We start from the raw sequence: 19611 nt of genomic DNA, 5'->3' as shown, positions 1-19611 counted from the left end.
TTACGCGCCCTTGCGGATCACGCCGGGCCGACGAAGCTCCAGCGCATGGTCTCGCCGCTGCGGAAGGGCAGCACGGCGTCGCCGTCGGCGGTCAGCACGATGTCCGGGGTGGTGGAGGCGGTGCGCTCCAGCACCACCCGCTCCTCGCTTGCCGGCAGACCGTAGAAACGCGGGCCGTTCAGGCTGGCGAAGGCCTCCAGCTTGTCCAGCGCGCCCGCCTGCTCGAAGGCCTCGGCGTAGAGTTCCATCGCGTTGGCGGCGGTGAAGCAGCCGGCGCAGCCGCAGGCGCTTTCCTTCGCGGTGACCGGGTGCGGGGCTGTGTCGGTGCCCAGGAAGAAAGGGCTCTCGCCGGAGATCGCGGCTTCGACCAGGGCCACGCGGTGCTTCTCGCGCTTGGCGATGGGCAGGCAGTAGAGGTGCGGGCGGATGCCGCCCTGGAAGATGTGGCTGCGGTTGATCAGCAGGTGGTGCGCGGTGATCGTCGCCCCGACGCGGCCTGACGCGGCGTGGTCGCGCACGAAGGCCACGGCCTCCGCCGTCGTGGCGTGCTCCAGCACCACGCGCAGGGTCTTGTGGCGCTCCAGCAGCGGGACCAGGACGCGGTCGATGAAGACGGCCTCGCGGTCGAAGATGTCCACGTCGCCGTCGGTGACCTCGCCGTGGATCAGCAGCGGCATGCCGACCTCGGCCATGCGCTCCAGCACCGGGGCGATCCTGGCGATGTCGGTCACGCCGTGGGCGCTGTTGGTGGTGGCGTTGGCCGGGTAGAGCTTGGCTGCCGCGAAGACGCCGTCCTGGAAGCCGCGCGCCAGATCGTCGGCGTCGGTGCCGTCGGTCAGGTAGGCGGTCATCAGCGGCGTGAAGGACAGCCCGTCCGGCAGGGCCGCCAGGATGCGCTCCCGATAAGCCACGGCGTCGGCGGCGGTGGTCACCGGCGGCTTCAGGTTCGGCATGATGATGGCGCGGCCGAACTGGCGCGCGGTGAAGGGCAGCACCGCCTTCAGCATGGCGCCGTCGCGCAGGTGCACATGCCAGTCGTCGGGACGGCGAAGGACGAGACGGTCGGTGGGCATGACGGCTCCGGCGCGAAAAGAACTGGGGTCGCCGGTGTTCTAGCCCCTTCCGGCCTTCACGGAAAGCCGGTAAAACCGTGGCCTTCCCGAAGATTTTCGAAGCCAGACGTGCGCCGATGAGCCTGATCACCCCCCGCACCCCGCCCGGAACGATGGAGTTGCTGCCGCGCCAGCAGGTGGCCTTCCAGCGTCTTCTCGACACCATCCGCCGGGGCTACGAGCGCTTCGGCTTCGTGCCGGTGGAAACCCCGGTGTTCGAGACGGTGGACACCCTGCTGACCAAGTCCGGCGGCGAGACGGAGAAGCAGGTCTATTTCGTGCAGTCCACCGGCGCCATCCAGCAGGGGCACAAGCCGGACATCGCGCTGCGCTTCGATCTGACCGTGCCGCTCGCCCGCTATGTGGCGGAGCATGAGCGCGACCTCGCCTTTCCCTTCCGCCGCTACCAGATCCAGCGCGTCTACCGGGGCGAGCGCGCCCAGCGCGGGCGCTTCCGCGAGTTCTACCAGTGCGATATCGACGTGATCGGCAAGGACAGCCTGTCGCCGCACTATGACGCGGAGATCCCGGCGGTCATCTACCACGTCTTCAGCGAGCTGGACTTCGGCGGCTTCACCATCAACGTGAACAACCGCAAGGTCCTGCTGGGCCTGCTGGACGGGCTGGGCATCGACGACGCCGAAAAGCGCGTGCTGGTCCTGCGCGAGATCGACAAGCTGGACAAGATCGGCCGCGACAAGGTGCGCGACAGCCTGACCGGCAATCTCGGCGCCCCGGCGGAGGTGGCGGAGAAGATCCTGTCGCTGATCGACGCCAAGGGAACCAACGAGGAGACGCTGGCCGCGCTCAACGCGCTGAACGTCGACAACGAGACCTTCCGCCAGGGCGTGTCGGAGCTGACGACCGTCATAGAGGGGCTGAAGGCCTTCCAGGTGCCGGACGGGGTGGTGCGCATCAACCTCGCCATCGCGCGCGGGCTCGACTACTACACCGGCACGGTCTACGAGACTTTCCTGAACGACCATCCGGGCATCGGCAGCGTGTGCTCCGGCGGGCGCTACGACAATCTGGCCAGCCACTACACCAAGTCGAAGCTGCCGGGCGTGGGCATCTCCATTGGCGCCACGCGGCTGTTCTACCAACTGATGGAAGCCGGCATCATCAAGGACGGCGGCGCCACGGCCGAGGTGCTGGTGACCCAGATGGACCCGGCGCTGTCCGCCGACTACTACCGTCTGGCGACGGAACTGCGGGCGGCCGGCATCAACACGGAAATCCAGCTCGACGGCGGCAAGATCGCCAAGCAGATGAAGTACGCGGACCGCGCCGGCATCCCCGTGGTGGTCCTGATGGGCTCCGACGAGAAGGCGCGCGGCACGGCGACCCTGAAGCATCTGGTGAAGGGCGAGCAGGTCGAGGTCCCGCTGGCCGAGATCGCCGTCAAGGCAAAAGAATTGCTGGGGCGGTGAGGCCGCAGGTTGGGTTGCGCAAAACCGCGACCCAACCTTTTCCCATTCTACAGGCTGTATTGTTCTTCGAAACGATTTAGACGATTGGCACGCGGAAGCGGGCCCACACCAGAGAAAGAAATCAAAAAAGGCGTTTTGTGGTTCTCGAACTTCGGCGAGACTTTTTTTCCCGCGCACGCTTATTGCGAATTGCCATTCGCTTTAGATTCATACGGCCTCATTCGCCGGCTCTCAACGAATGCCTCTGGCATCCGCCTGCCGCCAGCGGGAACGAAGCACCCGCGAGAGGCCAAGCGCCGTCGCCGTCCAAAGCGGATCAAAATCCGCTTCAGGCGGTTGCGTTCGAAGTCGGCGATGACCGGCTTTTCGGCAACCGGTGACAGGTCAGGCGCAACCCCGGCATTCTTTTCCATGGGAAACGTGAGCGCCCGGGCGCACGTGGTTAGGCTGCTTCGGCACCAGAAGCATGGACGAATCAGCGACTGCCCCTCGTTCCCGCCGCCCTAGGTTGAGTCCTGGTGGTTTGCCTGGGCTGAGCGCATGTAATACCGTTGCGCTGAAGCGCTGACCCACCTGCTCTTACTTCATCGTCAAGCCCGGCCATGACGATGTGGGATGTGTCGGGACGTCCGCTCGGCGGTATAACGTGTGGAGAGAGTCGTGAAAGCGGTCTTATGGTCTTTTTCGATAATGCTGGCGCTGTCCTCTACCTCTTTGATGGCGCAAGAAGGTATTTCAGATCTTACTTTGTCCGAGGCGGCAGATTTGAAAAGGCAAATCGCTGCCTGTTGGAGCGCAGGGGAGCTCGAAAAACTTCAAGGAGGGGCCATGCCCGCCCGCCTGTCATTTGATGAAGGCGGCAACTATGTCGGTATGTCGCTCGTTGATCGCAACGCCGTTTTGTCCGATCCGGTTTATCGCGCAGTCGGGCAGTCTCTAATTCGAACATTTAGTAAGTGCAAACATGTGAAAGCACCGGAACGCTTGAAAGGGCGGCAGGTCGAAGTTGTTGTTTCGATAAGATTGGATGACTTTTCGAACAATCCCGCCGGAACGGCCGCCAATCCGAACGATCAGCAAAAGTCCGGAAACGGCGCGCTATCGATGCCCCGAAACAATGATACTGCAAGGCCGATATCAAACGCTGACGCCGCAGCCTTGAGAAGACTTTTTTACTGCCACACTTACATCGGCTCGTTCTACACAGTCGCCGGAAACAGCTTTCGTCCAATCAGTGACGATGCGCAGAAAGCGGCAGTCACATCATTCGGCAAGTTGAATGAATTGGTGCAAAAGCTAAATGCAACAGGCTTTTCTAATATTGTCAAAAATTATTATGATGACTCTACTATAGGGCAGTCCGTGAAAGACGCGGGAGGCATCGAAGGGAGAATGGGAATCTATATCGTTGTAAAAAGGTGGAGTGACATATCGAAATGCGTGAATGATATGAACGCGGGAAACAACGTATTGTCGTCCACAACAGGCGGGAAAGTGCAATTCACAGAAATGGATTTTAGTTATGCATACGGTTTTTACCGGAGTGGAGTGAATGTAAATTATAACATTGATGATGTAACCTATTGCGTCAGTAGCATCATGATTGAAATCGCAAATGTGATAAAAGCGAGCAAGCTCAGCGCTCAGGAAATAGCATTCAACATAGAACCAGCAAAGCAGTTGTTTATTGATGGATTTGAAAAAGTAAAAAGGACTTTACTTGCTCGTGGGTACACAGAAAGCCAGTTCAGCGAATACACATCGCGGTTTCATGCTGACAAGATGCAGTACAAGGGCGGTCTTCAGGAGCTTGGGAGGTGCGTTCCCATTGTGAGCCGTTTTATCGCGTCCCAATAAGTTGCAGGTTTTCTTACCTGATATTGATAACCCGATCGGAGCCCCCGTCCGGCATGCTTCTGGGGCAGCGCGGCGTCCGGAAGGCCGTGTTGTCCGGGGGCGCGCGTCGGCAAGGCAACTCCACACCCACACCGCTCCGGTGATCGCGGCGAGGATGGCCAACTCGGAGATGAAGCGGGGGATGGTGACCGGGAGGATATCGCGCGCCATGCGTGCCCCCCCAAAAAGCCCGTCTGAACCGCGCCACCAGGACGGTGAGGCCACGGGTTGGGTTGCGCGCCGACGCAACCCAACCCGTGGCAACCGCGCAAACGGCAAGAAGACCAGTTTCCGGGTATTTTCATAGGATTTGGAAAGTATTCTTTGCGGCTCCGGAATGGACGCTCCATCCCCTCACAAGCGCCGCCGTTGGCGCGCCGCGCTTTGACCACACGGCCATTCGGTGAATTCGTGACCGTCACACCACAGCGCCGCACGAAATCGAGGTAAGACTATTTCGGAATGGCTTCCGTCCACCGGACGGGAGGACGCTACACCGGTTGTTAACCAACCAACCCCTACATTTCGGCCAGATCGTCCGGCGAATTTCTCCGGCGTTTTAACCAACGCGCGACGCTTTTCCCGAATCATCGCGCGAACATGTCTGGAGCCGACATGACTCGGTTGTGGTGGCGTCGTGCAATCTGGGGTGTCGCCTTCGCGGCGACGGTGGCCGGGCTGGGCACCGTCGCGCGGGAGGAGATGCGCACATCCCGGCTTCAGGCCCGGCTGCTGTCCACCTACGCCCACGACATGACCTACACGCTGCGCGAGGGGCCGAACACCGCCGCGCGCTACCCCACCCAGGGGCCGTACAACGAGCGGCTGGGCTACATCGGGCTGCCGGGCTATCTGAAGTCGCTGACCGACGACATGTACGCGGTCGAGATGCAGGCGCAGATCTCGCCGCAGCTCAGCGCCTTCATGGCGGCGGGCGGCTTTCCCATCTACCACGAGAAAACGCGGGCCGGGCTGACCCTGCTGGACCGCAACGGCACGACCATGTTCTCCGCCCGTTATCCGGAGCGGGTGTTCACCAGTTTCGAGGACGTGCCGGCGCTGGTCGCCAAGACGCTGCTGTTCATCGAGAACCGCGAACTGCTGAACGACGACGAGCCGCGCCGCAACCCGGCGGTGGAATGGGACCGCTTCGCCGGCGCCGTGCTGATGCTGCCGGTGCAGTGGCTGAAGCCGGGGTCGCGCTCGCCGGGCGGGTCCACGCTCGCCACGCAGATCGAGAAGTACCGCCACTCCCCCGACGGGCAGACCACCGGCGCCACGGAGAAGCTGCGCCAGATGGCGTCGGCCAGTGTCCGCGCCTATCTGGACGGCGAGGACACCAGCGCGCACCGCCGCCGCATCCTGGTCGATTACCTGAACTCCACCCCGCTGACCGCCCGCCCCGGCTTCGGCGAGGTGAACGGGCTGGGCGACGGGCTGTGGGCCTGGTACGGCACCGACCTCGCCATCGCGCAGAAGGTGCTGTCGGAGGAGCCGGCCGACGCCCGCGCGCTGCAATTGAAAGCGCTGGCCTACAAGCAGGTGCTGAGCCTTCTGCTGGCCCAGCGCCGCCCCTCCCTCTACCTGATCCAGGACCGCGGCGCGCTGGAGCGGCTGGCGAACAGCCACCTGCGCGTGCTGCATCAGGCCGGCGTGATCGACGAGGCGCTGCGCGACGCCGCGCTGAACCTGACGCTGAAGTTCCGGGACGAGTCGCCGCAGCCGCAGGCCGCCAACTTCGTGGAGCAGAAGGCGACCAACGCCATCCGCGCGCGGCTTCTGTCCATGCTGGGGGTGCCCAGCCTCTACCAGCTCGACCGCACCGACCTGACGGCGGAGTCCACCCTGGACGCCCCCACCCAGCAGCGCGTGGTGGAGGTGCTGGCGAAGCTGAACGAGCCGGCCTTCGCCGCCCAGATGGGCCTGACCGGCGAACGGCTGCTGGACGTCAAGAACAGCGACCTGTCGAAGATCATCTACTCCGTCACGATCTACGAGCGGGGCGAGGACGCCAACTACCTGCGCATCCAGGCCGACAATCTGGACCAGCCCATGGACATCAACGAGGGCGCCAAGCTCGACCTCGGCTCGACGGCCAAGCTGCGCACGCTGTCCACCTATCTGGAGATCATCGCGGAGTTGCACACCCGCTACAGCCACCTGCCCAAGGACTTCCTCGCCGACGTGGAGGAGGAGGCGTCCGACACCCTGACGCGCTGGGCGGCGAACTGGCTCGCCACCACCCACAACCGCGGGCTGGGCGCCATGCTGGATGCGGCCATGGACCGCCGCTACTCCGCCAACCCCGGCGAGGCCTTCTTCACCGGCGGCGGCGTGCACACCTTCGTGAACTTCAACAGCAAGGACAACGGCAGCACCATGCCGTTGACCGAGGCGCTGCGGAACTCCGTCAACCTGCCCTTCATCCGCCTGATGCGCGACATCGTGCAGTTCTACATGGCGGAGGGCGGCGACGACACCGCCGACATCCTGCACAACCCCGACCACCCGGCCCGGCAGGCCTACCTCGCCCGCTTCGCGGACAAGGAGGGCAGCGACTTCCTGAACCGCTTCTACACCAGCTACCGCAAGCGCAGCCCGGACGAGGCGCTGACCATGCTGGCCGCGCGGTCGCGCCCGATGCCGCACCGCCTGTCGGTGATCTTCCGCACCGTGCGGCCGGAGGCCGGCGTGAAGGAGTTCGGCGCCTTCCTGCGCGCCCGCCTGCCCGACGCGAAGCTGGACGACGGCGACATCGCCTCGCTGTATTCCAAGTACGGGCCGGACAAGTTCCCGCTGAACGACCTGGGCTATCTGGCGCGCGTCCATCCGCTGGAGCTGTGGCTGGTCGCCTATCTCCAGAAGCACCCCGACGCCAAGCGGCACGAGGTGCTGGAGGCCAGCGCGCGGGAACGCCAGGAAAGCTACAAGTGGCTGTTCAAGAAGGGCCAGGCCGCCCAGAACACGCGCATCCGCATCGGGCTGGAGGAGGAAGCCTTCCAGCGCATCACCGAGCAGTGGCGCAAGCTGGGCTACCCGTTCGAAACGCTGGTCCCGTCCTTCGCCACCGCCATCGGCAGCTCCGCCGACCGGCCGGCCGCGCTGGCCGAGCTGGTGGGCATCATCCAGAACGACGGCGTGCGCCAGCCGACCGTGCGCGTGAAGAAGCTGCATTTCGCCGCCGGCACACCCTACGAGGCCATGGTGGGGCTGGGCGAGATGCGCGGCCAGCGCGTGATGAAGCCGGAAGTCGCCGCGACCCTGCGCAAGGCGCTGACCGACGTGGCGCAGAACGGCACCGCCAAGCGCGTCTGGGGATCCTTCAAGGACGCTTCCGGCCAGATCATCCCCATCGGCGGCAAGACCGGCACCGGCGACCACCGGCTGGACCGCTACGGACCCGGCGGCCACCTGATCGAATCCCGCGCGGTGAACCGGACGGCGACCTTCGCCTTCTTCATCGGCGACCGCTTCTTCGGCACCATGACCGCCTTCGTCCATGGGCCGGAGGCCGACAACTACCACTTCACCAGCGCCCTGCCCGCCCAGCTGCTGAAGAGCATCGCCCCGGCGCTCCAGCCGCTGATCGAACCGGGCGTGACCAAGACGGCCGACACCGGCAAGCCGCAGACGGGGTTGTAAGGGCGGCGGAGAGGCTGCGTCCTTTGGTGGCATAGGAGACCGGCGGCGACCATGCGACGATGCCGCTTCCCTGCCATCGGACGCGAATTCCCCCATGCCGCGACGGCGCGCCGCCCTCTTCATCGCCCTGCTCCTCGGAGCGCTGGTCGGCGCTTCGCCCGCCAGGGCCGCCGACCTATTCGCGGAGATGCAGCGCGTGACCTTCGCCAGCGCGTCGGACATGGGATCCGGCGAGCGGCTGGAACTGGTGGGTCATCTGAGCCGCCCGGACGGGCCGGGTCCGTTTCCCGCCGTGGTTCTGCTGCACGGCTGCGGAGGCCTGCGCCCCAACACGGCGGTCTGGCGTCGGTTCTTCACCGAGCGCGGCTACGCCATCCTCGCCATCGACAGCTTCGGCCCGCGCGGCGTGGCGGAAATCTGCCGCAATGCCGGCGCGGTGACCTGGAGCATGCGCGCGGCGGACGCCTTCGGCGCGCTCGACCATTTGGTGAAGCAGCCGTTCATTCAAGCCGACTCGGTGCTGGTGATGGGCTTTTCCCACGGGGCGGGGATCGCGCTGGACGTCGTCTCGTCCCACCGGCTGAACGGCAAGCCGAACGGCCGGCCGGACGGCACCCCGCGCTTCCGGGCGGCGCTGGCCTTGTACCCCGCCTGCGCTTACAAGGCGCGCCAGACCGCCGAATACCGCGCACCGGTCTTCATCGGCATCGGAACGGAGGACGACTGGACCCCGGCCCGCTTCTGCGAGGAATTGCTCACCAAGCATCGCGGGACGGCGCCGATGGAACTCCGTCTGTATCCGGAGGCCGCCCATTCCTTCGACAATCTCGACCGTCCGGCCACTTATTTGCGGACCGTGCTGAACCGCAACAGTCCGACGGGTCGGGGTGCCACCGTCGGCGGCAGCCCGGAAGCCCTGGCGGCCGCTCAGGCCGACCTGGACCGCTTCCTGGCAACGGCGCGCCCGGGGCGGGGATAGCCCAGCCCCGGCTCTTTACGCGAGGGCGAAGGTGTCCCGCGCCATGGCGGCGGATGGGGCCGACGGCGGCAGCGCCGACAGCAGCACTTCCAGCTCCACCGCCGCCAGCGTCTCCGGCAGTTCCGGCCGAAAAGCCCGCAGGCTGTCCAGTGCCACGCCAAAGGCGCTGTCGTGATCGCCTTCGTCCAGCGCCGCGAGATACGCGTGCGCGACGGTGGCGGCTTCGTCCGGCGTCAGGTCATCGACCCGCAGATGGATGTTGGGCAACATGGCGTCGATTCTCGTACGGAAAAGGACGGAGAATCGCACGATACGCGGTTATGGTTAACAGAACCTTTCAGCCCCGACCCGCACGGAGGGCGGCCATCCGCGTCCAGGCTGAGCCTCTCAAAGCGGGTCGTTGCGGTCGCGGCGGTCGCGCGGGTTGGCGTGGCCGATGATCGCGCTGAAGCCGAAGAGCAGCAGGAGCACGCCCGTCACGATCTCGATCCCGCACACCAGGCGCACGGCCCCGGTCACCGGATGGATGTCGCCGTAGCCGACGGTCGCGAAGGTGACCAGCGAGAAATACAGCCCCTCCGGGAAGGTCAGGTCGCGGCGCACGCCCTCCACCACGAAGTTCGGCTCGATCATGAAACGGTCCATGATCGTGTAGAGCGCGCCGAACATGATGATGCAGAGCGAATAGAAGGTCAGGAACGCAAAGGCCGGGAGGACCAGACGCGCCGCCTGCTGGAAAAAGCCTTCGAACAGAAGCCCGGCGTCGAGCAGGAAAATCGCGATGTCGCGGGCGACGAAGGCGACGATCATGCCGATGGCCGCCATCGACAGGATGAAGATGACCGTCAGGGTGTCGGGCGAAATGTTGCGGCCGGGAAGCAGGAAGGTCAGCGCGCCAATGCCCCAGACCGGGGCCATCCACAGGAAGATCCGGTCGAAATGAGCTCCTTCGCGCAGGCGCCTGGACATGACGATGCTGCGGATGTCCGCCGCCCGCCACCACGCCCCGCCCAGGAAGGCGCCCAGCGGAATCACGAAGGCCACCGCCTGGATCAGCGGCCCTATGTCGTGGAAATTGCTTTCCAGAAAGAAGACGTAGACGCAGGCGTACACGCCGATGAAGTTCGCCAGCGCGAGGCTGAAGAACTGGCTGCCCGGGAAGATGTAGTGGAACGCGCCGACCACCAGACCGACCGAGCCCAGCAGCACGAAGGCCAGATCGCCCGACACCGACCGAATCGACAAAGCGATCATGCCCTGCAACAGCGCGGTGAGCACGGCACCGCTGACCCACGACGTGCGTTGGGATGCGGCGCGCGGTGCGTGCGACGGGCCGGCGGCCTTCGGGCGGCGGTCGGGTACGATCTGGTCCATACGGCGAATCGTCTGAGGGTGGCTGCTTCCTTATAGCGTCACAGAGGTTCGATTTGGCAGGGTTTTCGCAGACGAACTGCCGGCGGTGGCAATGATCACAAGCGTGGCCGCCGGCCTTTACCAGCCGCCGGTCGCCAGCCACCGGTCCACCATGTCCAGCCGGTCCCAGCCCCAGAATGGCTCGTCGTCCACGATGACGAAGGGGGAGCCGAAAACGCCCCGGTCGATGGCCGCCTCGGTCTCGGCGCGCAGGCGGTCCTTCACGTCCTGGTCCTGGAGCGCCGCGGCCACCGCCGCCCGGTCGAGCCCGATCCCACCGGCGATTTCCACCACCGTCTCGGCGGGGGCAATGTCGCGGCCCTCGCCCCAATGGGCGTGGTAGAGGGTGCGGGCCAGCAGCTTCGCCTGTTCCGGATGCTGGTCGGTCAGCCAATAAAAGGCGCGCGAGGCCGCCACGCCGTTGACCGGCGCCGAATCGGGATAGGTGAAGGGAGCCTTGGTCAACCGCGCGATTCGGCCCACGTCATGGACCAGATATTCGCCCCGCAACGGTTGTTGCAGGTTTGGTTTCATTCCCGTCACCTTGAAGATGGCGCCGAGCAGGATCGGACGCCAGGTAACGGTGCGGCCGTGTGTCGCAGCCAGCTCGTCGATGCGGCGGCTCGCGAAATAGCCGTAGGGCGAGGCGAAGTCGAAATAGAAATCGATGGGGTCGCTCATCCGCCGTTCCTCCCGGATATGGTTTTCCGGAAAGGCTAACGCGCGGCGGCGGTTCCGTCCACCCGGCGGGTCGTCAGAGGGTGGTTGCGGAGTATGGTCCTAGACGGTCTTCACCTTCGCGTCGAAGACGTAGCCGGCGCCGCGCTCGGTCTTGATGATGCGGGGTTCCTTGGGGTTCGCCTCGATCTTGCGGCGCAGGCGCAGGATCAGCACGTCGATGGAGCGGTCGAACACCTCCGCCCCGTCGGCGCGGGTGAGGTCCAGAAGCTGGTCGCGGGTCAGCACGCGCTGGGGCCGCTTCACAAAGGCGGCGAGCAGGCCGAACTCCGCCTTGGTCAGTTCCACCTCGCGGCCGTCCTGTCCACGCAGGCGCTGGGCGGTCAGGTCGAGTTCCCAGTTGGCGAACTGCACCACGGCGCGCAGCTCGTCCGGGTTGCGGGGCGGACGCCCCTCGCCGGAGACGCGGCGCAGCACCGCCTTCATGCGGGCCAGAAGCTCACGCGGGTTGAACGGCTTGGTCAGATAGTCGTCGGCGCCCAGTTCCAGGCCGACGATGCGGTCCACGTCCTGGTCCTTGGACGAGAGGATGATGACGGGCAGGTGGGATTCGGTGCGGATCTGGCGGACGAGGCCAAGGCCGTCGCCGTCCGGCAAGCGCAGGTCGCAGATGACGAGATCGACCGGATCGCCCTCAAGCGCCTTCTTCGCCGTCGCCGTGTCCGGCGCGGTCGTGACGCGATAGCCCTCCGACGTCAGGTACGACGCCAGCAGTTCCCGAACCGGCTCGTCATCGTCGACCGCGAGAATGTGCATACCCGTTACCTCCCGCCCTCTTCTTAGCTCACTGTAGAGGGTACGCGCAATCGGTTACAACCCCGTAACAGGCGCCCGCCGACCGGGCTGCGGGTGAATCGGTTGAAACATCGCTCCCCACAACCGAAACGAAACACCCTCATTCCTGAAATCACGCGTTCATATGCATAGGGTTTACTCCGCACCGTCACGACGGCGGCAGCCGCTGCGAACACAACGGGGAAAATGACCATGTCCGTGATCGACCAGTGCCTGGAACGGATCGCCCACCTCGATCAGGCCGATCACCTTCTGAGCGAAATGCGCGTCTACACCTCGCGCATGCCGATCCGCGAGGCGCTGGCCCAGCACCGCGCCCTGCTGAGCGAAGCCCGCCGCCACATCGAATCGGCTCGCATGCTGGTCGGCGAGGCCTGAGCGGCCATTCCCCGGTTTTCAGAGAAAGAAAAGCGACCCCGCGCATGCTGACGGCCCACTGCCCTACCTGCGACGCCGATCGGCGGATCGACCGGCCCGCCCGCCCCGCGCGTGGCGCGCGCCGTTCGGTGCGGGAGCGCTATGCCCACCCGCAAGCGCGGCGCGAGGAGTTCCACCGGGCGACGGCCTTCGTGGAGTGTGACCGTTCGCGGATCCCGGCCGCGTCGAGCCCCGTGCATAGCCTGTGGAGCGAGATGATGAACCGCTGGCTGCCGGGCGATCCCGCGCGGTGAGTCCGTCGGCCCAGGCTACCATCAACGCCGGCCCCATCAACGCCGAGCAGTGACCTCGATTTCGATTTTCGCGCGCGGGTCGGGCAGCGGGCACACGATGGTCGAGCTGGCCGGCCCGATGTCCTGGAACTGTTCCACGAGGATCGGCGCGACGCGCGCGAAATCGGCGGCGTCGGCCAGATACACGCGCACCCGCACGATGTCCTCCAGGTCGGCGTCGGACTCTCTCAGGATCGCGCGGATGTTCCGCATGGTCTGGCGCGTCTGCTCCTCCACGTCGGAGGACAGGGTCCGGCGGTCGTGGTCGACACCGGTCGTTCCCGGCACGAAGACCCACTTGCCGTTCACCAGGGCACGGGAGCAGCCGCCCATCGTGAAGGCCGGATCGGAGGACGTCAGCTTGCGGGCCATGCGTGTCTTCCTCCCCAGGGCTCTGTTGCCGACTCGGTTGCCGGAGTCACAGCATGACACAGGTTGGGATGGAGAATATCCCCATTTTGCCGTCGCTTTCGGGCTATGCGCCGGCTTTGCCCCAATCTCTCCCAAATGAAAGCGTAAGCAGGGCCGACGAGTCCTCGCCACTCACGGGAGACCCCGCATGCCCGGGATTACGAAAGCCGCCCCCGTAACGCTCGCCTTCACGCTCGCCGTCACGCCGCTGACCGCCCCGGCCCTGGCCGCCGATCCACCGTCCGGCGGGCTGGCGCTGAAGCGGGTGCTGCTGTCCACCGGCGGCGTCGGGTATTTCGAACGCGAGGCGCGCGTCACCGGAGACGCCACGCTGACGCTGGAGGTGCGGCGCGACCAGGTGGACGACGTGCTGAAGAGCATCGTCGTCTACGACGACCGGGGCGGCGTCGGCACCGTCGATCTGCCGGGGCAGGAGCCGTTGGAGACCGCCTTCCGCGAGTTGCCCTTCGCGCCGGACGACCTCGCCTCTCCCACCGCGCTGCTGAACGCGCTGAAGGGGGCGGAACTGCGGGTTTCCGGCGCGCGGGAGGCCAGTGGGCGCCTGCTGTCCGTGACCGAGGAGACGGTGCAGCTCCCCAACGGCGGCGGTGTCACGACCCGCCACCGCCTCGGCCTGATGACGGCGGACGGACTGCGCCAGGTCGTGCTGGAGGAGGTCGACGCCCTGCGCTTCGCCGACCCGCGCGTGCAGGCGCAGCTCGACAAGGCATTGGCCGCCGTGGCCGGTTCGGCGGACAAGGAGCGGCGGCGCCTGACCATCCGCACGACCGCGCCGAAGGACGGCGGCGGGGCGGAGCGGACCGTGCGCGTCGCTTACGTGGTCGCGGCCCCGCTGTGGAAGGCCACCTACCGGCTGACCCTGCCCGAGATTGGGGCGAAGACTGGGGCGAAGACTGGCGACCTGCAAGGCTGGGCCGTGCTGGAGAACCTGAGCGGCGACGACTGGAACGGCGTGGAACTGTCCGTGGCGTCGGGCAACCCGGTGACCTTCCGGCAGGCACTCTATTCCGCCTATTTCGTGAACCGGCCGGAGGTGCCGGTGGAGGTGCTGGGCCGCGTCCTGCCCAAGCCAGACGAGGGCGCCATCGCCGCCGAGCGCATGGCGAAAGCCGACGGCGCCGCGAACCGCGCGCGGGCTGCGGCCGAGGCGCCTCCGCCCGTCGCCATGGCGGCCCCGCCGGCGCCGATTCCCACGCCGATGCCCGCTCCGATGGCCGCCCCCCCGGCGCCGCAGCGCGCGGCCGAAACGACCGCCGCCGAAAGCGCGGAGGCGACGGCGCAGGTGCTGTTCCGCTACCCGCAGCCGGTGACGCTGGCCAACGGCGCCACGCTGATGATGCCCATCGTCGCCCGCGCCGTTCCCGCCGAGCGGCTGGACCTGTACCAGCCCGGCACCCAGCCCCGCCACCCGCTGGCCGCGTTGCGCCTGACCAACGCCCTAGGCAATGGTATTGCGGGAGATGGTGGCCTACCCCCCGGCGTACTGACGCTCTACGAGACGGTCGGCGGCGCGCCCGCCTATGTGGGGGACGCGCGGCTGGCGCCCCTGCCCTCCGGCGAAAGCCGGCTGCTGAGCTTCGCCGTGGACCAAGGGGTGACCGTCGACCGCTCCGAACAGCCGGGCCGCACGCTGTCCCGCGCCAGCGCGGCGGACGGCGTGCTGCAACTGACCGTGACGGAGCGGCAGACCACCACCTACAGCATCGCCGGCAACGCGCGGGAGGACCGCAAGCTGGTCATCGAGCACCCGCGCCGCTCCGGCTGGACGCTCGTGGAGCCGGCCGGCTCGTCTTCGGAGACCACGGCGAACGCTCACCGTTTGCCCGTCGATGTGCCGGCGGGGAAGACGGTGACGCTCACGGTGGTGCTGGAGCGGCCGCGGGTGGAGCGGGTCGGCCTCGCCGATCTGGCGCCGGAGCAGGTGTTGGCCTACGCCGCCGCCGCCGAATTGCCGCCGCCGGTGCGGGAGGCCCTGGGCAAGGTGGCCGCGCTGCGCGCCACGCTCGCCGACAAGGAGCGCCGCGTCGCCGACATCGAGCGGGATCAGGCCGACATCGCTAAGGAGCAGGACCGGCTGCGCCAGAACCTGAACGCCCTGCCCCGCGACAGCGACCTGCACAAGCGCACGGTCGCGAAGATGGGGGAACAGGAAACGCGGCTGGACGGCCTGTCCCGCGACCTGACCGCCGCCCGCAAGGAGGCCGAAGCCGCCCGCGCCGCGCTGCGGGAGCAGGTGCGGACGATGCGGTTCTGACCAACTTTTAAACCGGCCGGCCCTCAAACCGGGAACGGCGACACGCCAAACACCAGACGGTGCAGGTGCAGGAACCCGACGTAGAGGACCAGGGCCACGGCGCCCCGCCACCAGCCGATCTCGCGCCAGACAAAGCTCTGGCGGCCGGCGGCGATGGCGGCGAAGGGGATGTTGGAGGTGCGGGCGGCGAAACGGTCCCAGGCGGGGCCGAGCCGCCGCGCCATCTTCGCGTCGATCAGCAGGCTGCCCAGCAGGGCCAAGACGGCGAGGCTGCCGAACAGGACCAGCGCAGCGAGATCACCATTCGGCACGAGGTGCGCCAGCGCCCACAGGCCCACGCCCCACAGGAAGGGATTGCGCGTCACCCGCAGGATGCCGCGCGCCGGCTCCTCAGCCCCGGTCAGCAGCTTTTCCTGCCCGACGGCCGTGGGGTTGGGGGTGGAGAAGCCGGCGACGAGCAGGACCAGGGTCACCGGCACCACCAGCAGCGGCACCCAGGCCTGCCATCCGGCGGCCGGCCACAGCGGCTCGTACGGGGCGTCGTTGTAGGCGGCCACCAGCCACCAGAAGGCCAGCGCGGAGATCAGGGAGTAGAGGCCGAGGTAGGGCTTCTCCCCGATCCGGGCGACCAGGGCGCCCCGCAACGGCGTGCTGGAGATGCCGAAATGGGTGATCAGCAGGAACAGCCCTGCGGCGGCGACGTGGGCGATGGTGCCGGTCATGCGGAATCCCCCTTTGCCAAGGTCCCGCCCAGCTTACGCCAACCGTCGCCGCCTTCAACCGGCTGAGGATCAGGCGCCCTTGTCCACCGCGGTGCCGCTGCAATAGGCCCAGTCCTCACCCTGCAGGCCGAAGAACAGCGCCACCGGCTGCTTGCCGGAGCGGTCGATGACCACGCGGAAGCGGCTGCCGGTGCATGCGCCCGCCGCCTGCTTCTGATAGGGCAGCTTGACGTGCTTGGACTTCAGGCAGGAATCGGACACCTTGGGAGGGGTGGCCGAGGCGTCGATCTTCTTGCCGTTCAGGACCATGAAGTAGTTGGTCGCCTGACCGCCCTTCACGTCGGCCTTGATCTCGATCTTGCCGAATCGGGACTTGTAGAGACCCGCGTCCGTCTCTCCGTCCGGCGCGCCCGGCGCGATGGGGCGGAAGGAGATGGCGGCGCAGGACGGCGGCTCCTTCTTCTGGGCGTGGGCGGGCGAGACCAGCGCGGCGGTGGCGAGCCCGGCGACCAGTGCGACGCCGCAAAGACGGGACAGCGACATTCAAACCCCTCCGTGATTGATGCTTAACGGGAAAATCGTCAGGCGACCGGCTGGCAGAACAGGGTCTGCTGCATGATGGCGCAGTCCTTTTCCACCCCGCCGTCGAGCATGGAGATCTCGACGCTGGTGATGCTCAGGCTGCGACCCGGCTTCAACACGCGGGCGCGGGCGATCATCACCTCGCCCTTGGCGGGCGACATGAAATTCACCTTGAACTCCACGGCCAGCACTTCGCTGCCCGCGGGCATCAGCGTGTAGCCGGCGTAGCCCCCGGCGTTGTCGGCCAGCGTGGAGACCATGCCCGCGTGGAAGAAGCCGTGCTGCTGCGTCAGTTCAGGGCGGAACGGCAAGCGCATTTCGCAGAAGCCGGGCTCCAGGCGGGTCAGCTCGATCCCCAGCGTGCGGCAGATCGGCTGGCGGTCGAAGCTGGCGCGGCAGCGCGCCTCCCAATCGGGATCGCGGGGCTCGAAGCGCTTGGTCACGGTGATGGACCCTTCCGGTTGTGGTCGTCTAAGCAGGTTTCTCCAGATCGGGCCACAGGCCCGGCCTGGCGAAACCTGCGGACTCTATGGTTTTACAGGTTTTCCGAGCCCGCCCATGTGTGGGCGGAGTTCGGAAAACCTGCTTGGGCAGACCCTACCCTGCGCCAGCCTTACGTTCCGATCAAGCCGAGCTGTGGGCTGGACGGCTCTGCGTAAGCACGTTTCGGCATGCGCCCGGCCAGACGGGCGGAGCGGCCGGCGGCCACCGCGTCGCGCATGGCGGAGGCCATGCGGACCGGGTCGAGCGCCTTCGACACGGCGGTGTTCAGCAGGACGGCCGCACAGCCCAGCTCCATCGCCAGCGCCGCGTCGGACGCCGTGCCGATGCCGGCGTCCAGCACCACCGGCACCGGGCTGCGGGAACAGATGGTTTCGATGGCGTGCGGGTTGCGGATGCCGAGGCCGGAGCCGATGAAGGCCCCCAGCGGCATCACCGCCGCCGCCCCCAGGTCGGCCAGCTTGCGGCAGGTGACCGGATCGTCGTTGCAGTAGGGCAGCACGGTGAAGCCGTCGGCCACCAGCTCCTCCGTCGCGCGCAGCAGTTCCTCCACATCGGGGTAGAGCAGTTCGCGGTCGCCGATGACCTCCAGCTTGATCCAGTCCACACCCAGCGCCTCGCGCGCCAGTTGGGCGGTCAGAACCGCTTCCTTGGCGGTCAGGCAGCCGGCCGTGTTGGGCAGCAGCCCGACCCGGTTGCCGAGGACGTCGACGAGGCTTTCCGAATAGCCGTCCAGGCTGATGCGCCGGATGGCGACGGTGGCGAGTTCGGTGCCGCTGGCGGCCAACGCGTCCAGCATGACCTGCTGGTTCGGATAGCCGGCGGTGCCCAGGAACAGCCGCGAGCGGAAGCTGCGGCCGGCAATGGTCAGGGTGTCGTCTTGCATGGGGGTCCTCTGTCCCCTCTCCCCCTTGGGGAGAAGGACTATGGGGCTCACCCGCCCTGGACGGGGCGGATGATCTCGACGGTGTCTCCGGGGGCGAGCGGGGTTTCCGGCCAGCGGCGGGAGGGGACGACGGCGCCGTTCAAGGCCACGGCGACGCCGGACGTGCCCGGAGCAATGCCACGCCCCGCCATAAGAGCCGCGACGGTGTCGGCGGCCAGCGCTTCGTCCCGGCCGTTTACACGGATGAAGGCGCTCATGCGGCGGCTCCCTTCGGCTGGAAGCGGTCGATGGCGAAGGGCTGGATCACCGGGTCGGCTTCGCCGGTCAGGATCAGGCGGGCGATCGAATCGGCGGTCACCGGGGTCAGCAGAATGCCGTTGCGGTGGTGGCCGGTCGCCAGGATCAGCCCCTCGACCGCCGAGAGGCCGAGGATCGGGGCGTCGTCGCGGCTGCCCGGACGGAAGCCGGCCCAGCTTTCCTCGATGGGCAGTTCGGCGATGCCCGGCAGGGCGCGCCACGCGCCCTCCAGCAGGGCGAACTGGCCGCCCGCCGTCAGGCGGTCGTCGAAGCCGCGTTCCTCCGTCGTCGCGCCGATCAGCAGGCGGCCATCCAGGCGCGGGATCAGATAGGTGCCGGGCGTCCACACCACATGGCGCAGCAGCGGCAAGCGTTCGTCCATGCGGACGCAGATCATCTGGCCCTTGACCGGGCGGACCGGCGGTCGGGCGGCCGGGGGAAGCCCCTCGATGCCGCCGGCCCAGGCCCCGGCGGCCAGGACGACCCGGTCGGCCTCGACCAGCCGGTCGCCGACGCGAAGGCCGGCGACGCGGCCATTCCGCACCTCGATGCGGGTGACCTCGGTGTGTTCGTGCACCACGCCGCCCGCGCACAGCACGGCGGCGTGCAGGGCGCTGGCGAGCTTGCGGTTGTCCACCTGATGGTCGCCCGCGCAGAACAGGGCGCCGGCCACGCCGGGCTGCAGATAGGGCTCGCGGCGGCGGACCTCCGCCCCGGTCAGCCACTCCACCGGCAGGCCGAGGCCATGCTGGAACTGGTGCAGGACGCGCACCTTGGCGGCGTCATCGGCGTTGAGGGCGATGACCATGGTGCCTTCGGTGCGCAGGTCGACGGGAAGGCCCGAGGCGGCCTCCAGCTCCGCCGCGAAGGCGGGCCACAGCGCCTGGGAAGCGCGGGTCAGGGGCAGCAGGCTTTCCTCGCCCGGTTCGGTCTCCACGCAGGCGGCGAGCATGCCGCCGGCGGCGTGGCTGGCCCCGCGCCCGACGGCGCCCCGGTCGAAGACCTCGACCCGGCAGCCGGCGGCGGCGAGCCGCCACGCGATGGACAGGCCGATGACCCCGGCGCCGAGGATGGCAACGGACGGATTGGTAGACGAAGGACGGAACGAGGGCGCAGTGACCATGCGGCGGCTCCCTTCGCTGGCATTATCCAGACAGGTTCGATGGGTGTGATCTCAGCCGCGCGAGCGCATCCCGCACGGCACCCCAGCCAATGTCCGGAT

The 19611-nt window shown here is 67.2% G+C and carries 19 protein-coding genes and 1 riboswitch; of the genes, 7 read left to right on the top strand and 12 right to left on the bottom strand.

The genetic code is table 11. The features are described from left to right. Window positions 1–17: 17 nt before the first annotated feature. On the bottom strand, window positions 18–1073 hold the full coding sequence (pyrC, locus tag ACSVC7_RS03910) for a dihydroorotase (protein WP_448202484.1): 1056 nt from the start codon (window positions 1071–1073) through the stop codon (window positions 18–20). 116 nt (window positions 1074–1189) lie between these two features. Here pyrC and hisS point away from each other — a divergent pair, with 116 nt between their 5' ends. The 4 genes from hisS (at window position 1190) to ACSVC7_RS03890 (ending at window position 9059) form a co-directional block, all read left to right on the top strand. Continuing rightward, window positions 1190–2542, top strand: coding sequence for a histidine--tRNA ligase (gene hisS / locus ACSVC7_RS03905; RefSeq protein WP_448202485.1), 1353 nt, complete (start codon window positions 1190–1192; stop codon window positions 2540–2542). 660 nt (window positions 2543–3202) lie between these two features. Next, on the top strand, window positions 3203–4399 hold the full coding sequence (locus ACSVC7_RS03900; RefSeq protein ID WP_448202486.1) for a hypothetical protein: 1197 nt from the start codon (window positions 3203–3205) through the stop codon (window positions 4397–4399). A 654-nt stretch (window positions 4400–5053) separates the two neighbouring features. Further along, window positions 5054–8080, top strand: coding sequence for a transglycosylase domain-containing protein (locus tag ACSVC7_RS03895; protein WP_448202487.1), 3027 nt, complete (start codon window positions 5054–5056; stop codon window positions 8078–8080). 94 nt (window positions 8081–8174) lie between these two features. Next, complete coding sequence (locus tag ACSVC7_RS03890; RefSeq protein ID WP_448202488.1) at window positions 8175–9059, top strand: dienelactone hydrolase family protein; 885 nt, start codon at window positions 8175–8177, stop codon at window positions 9057–9059. 15 nt (window positions 9060–9074) lie between these two features. Here the strand turns inward: ACSVC7_RS03890 and ACSVC7_RS03885 are convergent, their stop codons facing one another. From ACSVC7_RS03885 to ACSVC7_RS03870, 4 genes are all read right to left on the bottom strand, one after another. Beyond that, window positions 9075–9329 (bottom strand): hypothetical protein, encoded by a 255-nt coding sequence (locus ACSVC7_RS03885; RefSeq protein ID WP_448202489.1) that lies wholly within the window; start codon window positions 9327–9329, stop codon window positions 9075–9077. A 117-nt stretch (window positions 9330–9446) separates the two neighbouring features. Next, window positions 9447–10433, bottom strand: coding sequence for a potassium channel family protein (locus ACSVC7_RS03880; RefSeq protein WP_448202490.1), 987 nt, complete (start codon window positions 10431–10433; stop codon window positions 9447–9449). A gap of 117 nt (window positions 10434–10550) precedes the next feature. Continuing rightward, entirely contained in the window at window positions 10551–11153 is a 603-nt protein-coding gene (locus ACSVC7_RS03875) for a 2-hydroxychromene-2-carboxylate isomerase (RefSeq protein WP_448202491.1), read from the bottom strand. 99 nt (window positions 11154–11252) lie between these two features. Beyond that, a complete protein-coding gene (locus ACSVC7_RS03870) occupies window positions 11253–11966 on the bottom strand; it encodes a response regulator (RefSeq protein WP_448202492.1) in 714 nt (237 codons plus the stop codon). Between the two features lie 231 nt (window positions 11967–12197). Between ACSVC7_RS03870 and ACSVC7_RS03865 the strand changes: the two genes are divergently transcribed. Further along, on the top strand, window positions 12198–12383 hold the full coding sequence (locus ACSVC7_RS03865; protein ID WP_448202493.1) for a hypothetical protein: 186 nt from the start codon (window positions 12198–12200) through the stop codon (window positions 12381–12383). A 44-nt stretch (window positions 12384–12427) separates the two neighbouring features. Beyond that, entirely contained in the window at window positions 12428–12676 is a 249-nt protein-coding gene (locus tag ACSVC7_RS03860; protein WP_448202494.1) for a hypothetical protein, read from the top strand. A gap of 36 nt (window positions 12677–12712) precedes the next feature. On the opposite strand, the gene ACSVC7_RS03855 is transcribed toward ACSVC7_RS03860, so the two are convergent. Then, window positions 12713–13087 carry a Rid family hydrolase gene (locus ACSVC7_RS03855; RefSeq protein WP_448202495.1) on the bottom strand — a complete coding sequence of 125 codons (375 nt, stop codon included), beginning with the start codon at window positions 13085–13087 and terminating at the stop codon, window positions 12713–12715. Window positions 13088–13274: 187 nt separating this feature from the next. Between ACSVC7_RS03855 and ACSVC7_RS03850 the strand changes: the two genes are divergently transcribed. Further along, a complete protein-coding gene (locus tag ACSVC7_RS03850; RefSeq protein WP_448202496.1) occupies window positions 13275–15401 on the top strand; it encodes a hypothetical protein in 2127 nt (708 codons plus the stop codon). Window positions 15402–15424: 23 nt separating this feature from the next. Here ACSVC7_RS03850 and ACSVC7_RS03845 read toward each other — a convergent pair whose 3' ends face one another. The 6 genes from ACSVC7_RS03845 to thiO all read right to left on the bottom strand — a co-directional run bounded on the left by ACSVC7_RS03845 (window position 15425) and on the right by thiO (window position 19512). After that, window positions 15425–16123, bottom strand: a complete 699-nt coding sequence (locus ACSVC7_RS03845) for an NnrU family protein (protein ID WP_448202497.1) — start codon at window positions 16121–16123, stop codon at window positions 15425–15427. A 69-nt stretch (window positions 16124–16192) separates the two neighbouring features. Then, window positions 16193–16666 carry a hypothetical protein gene (locus ACSVC7_RS03840; RefSeq protein WP_448202498.1) on the bottom strand — a complete coding sequence of 158 codons (474 nt, stop codon included), beginning with the start codon at window positions 16664–16666 and terminating at the stop codon, window positions 16193–16195. A 38-nt stretch (window positions 16667–16704) separates the two neighbouring features. Beyond that, window positions 16705–17148: a PaaI family thioesterase gene (locus ACSVC7_RS03835; protein WP_448202499.1), complete on the bottom strand. Its 444-nt coding sequence runs from the start codon at window positions 17146–17148 to the stop codon at window positions 16705–16707. Window positions 17149–17318: 170 nt separating this feature from the next. Then, on the bottom strand, window positions 17319–18092 hold the full coding sequence (locus tag ACSVC7_RS03830; protein WP_448202500.1) for a thiazole synthase: 774 nt from the start codon (window positions 18090–18092) through the stop codon (window positions 17319–17321). 47 nt (window positions 18093–18139) lie between these two features. Beyond that, window positions 18140–18349 (bottom strand): sulfur carrier protein ThiS, encoded by a 210-nt coding sequence (gene thiS / locus ACSVC7_RS03825; protein ID WP_448202501.1) that lies wholly within the window; start codon window positions 18347–18349, stop codon window positions 18140–18142. After that, entirely contained in the window at window positions 18346–19512 is a 1167-nt protein-coding gene (gene thiO / locus ACSVC7_RS03820) for a glycine oxidase ThiO (protein ID WP_448202502.1), read from the bottom strand. The genes thiS and thiO overlap by 4 nt, the downstream gene beginning before the upstream one ends. Further along, a riboswitch (TPP riboswitch) is annotated at window positions 19504–19607 on the bottom strand. (Overlaps the previous gene by 9 nt.) Window positions 19608–19611: the final 4 nt, after the last annotated feature.

It is taken from the genome of Azospirillum mesophilum, assembly GCF_053470405.2.
The sequence above is the reverse complement of the archived record's forward strand: the minus strand, read 5'-3'. Positions and strand labels throughout refer to the sequence as shown.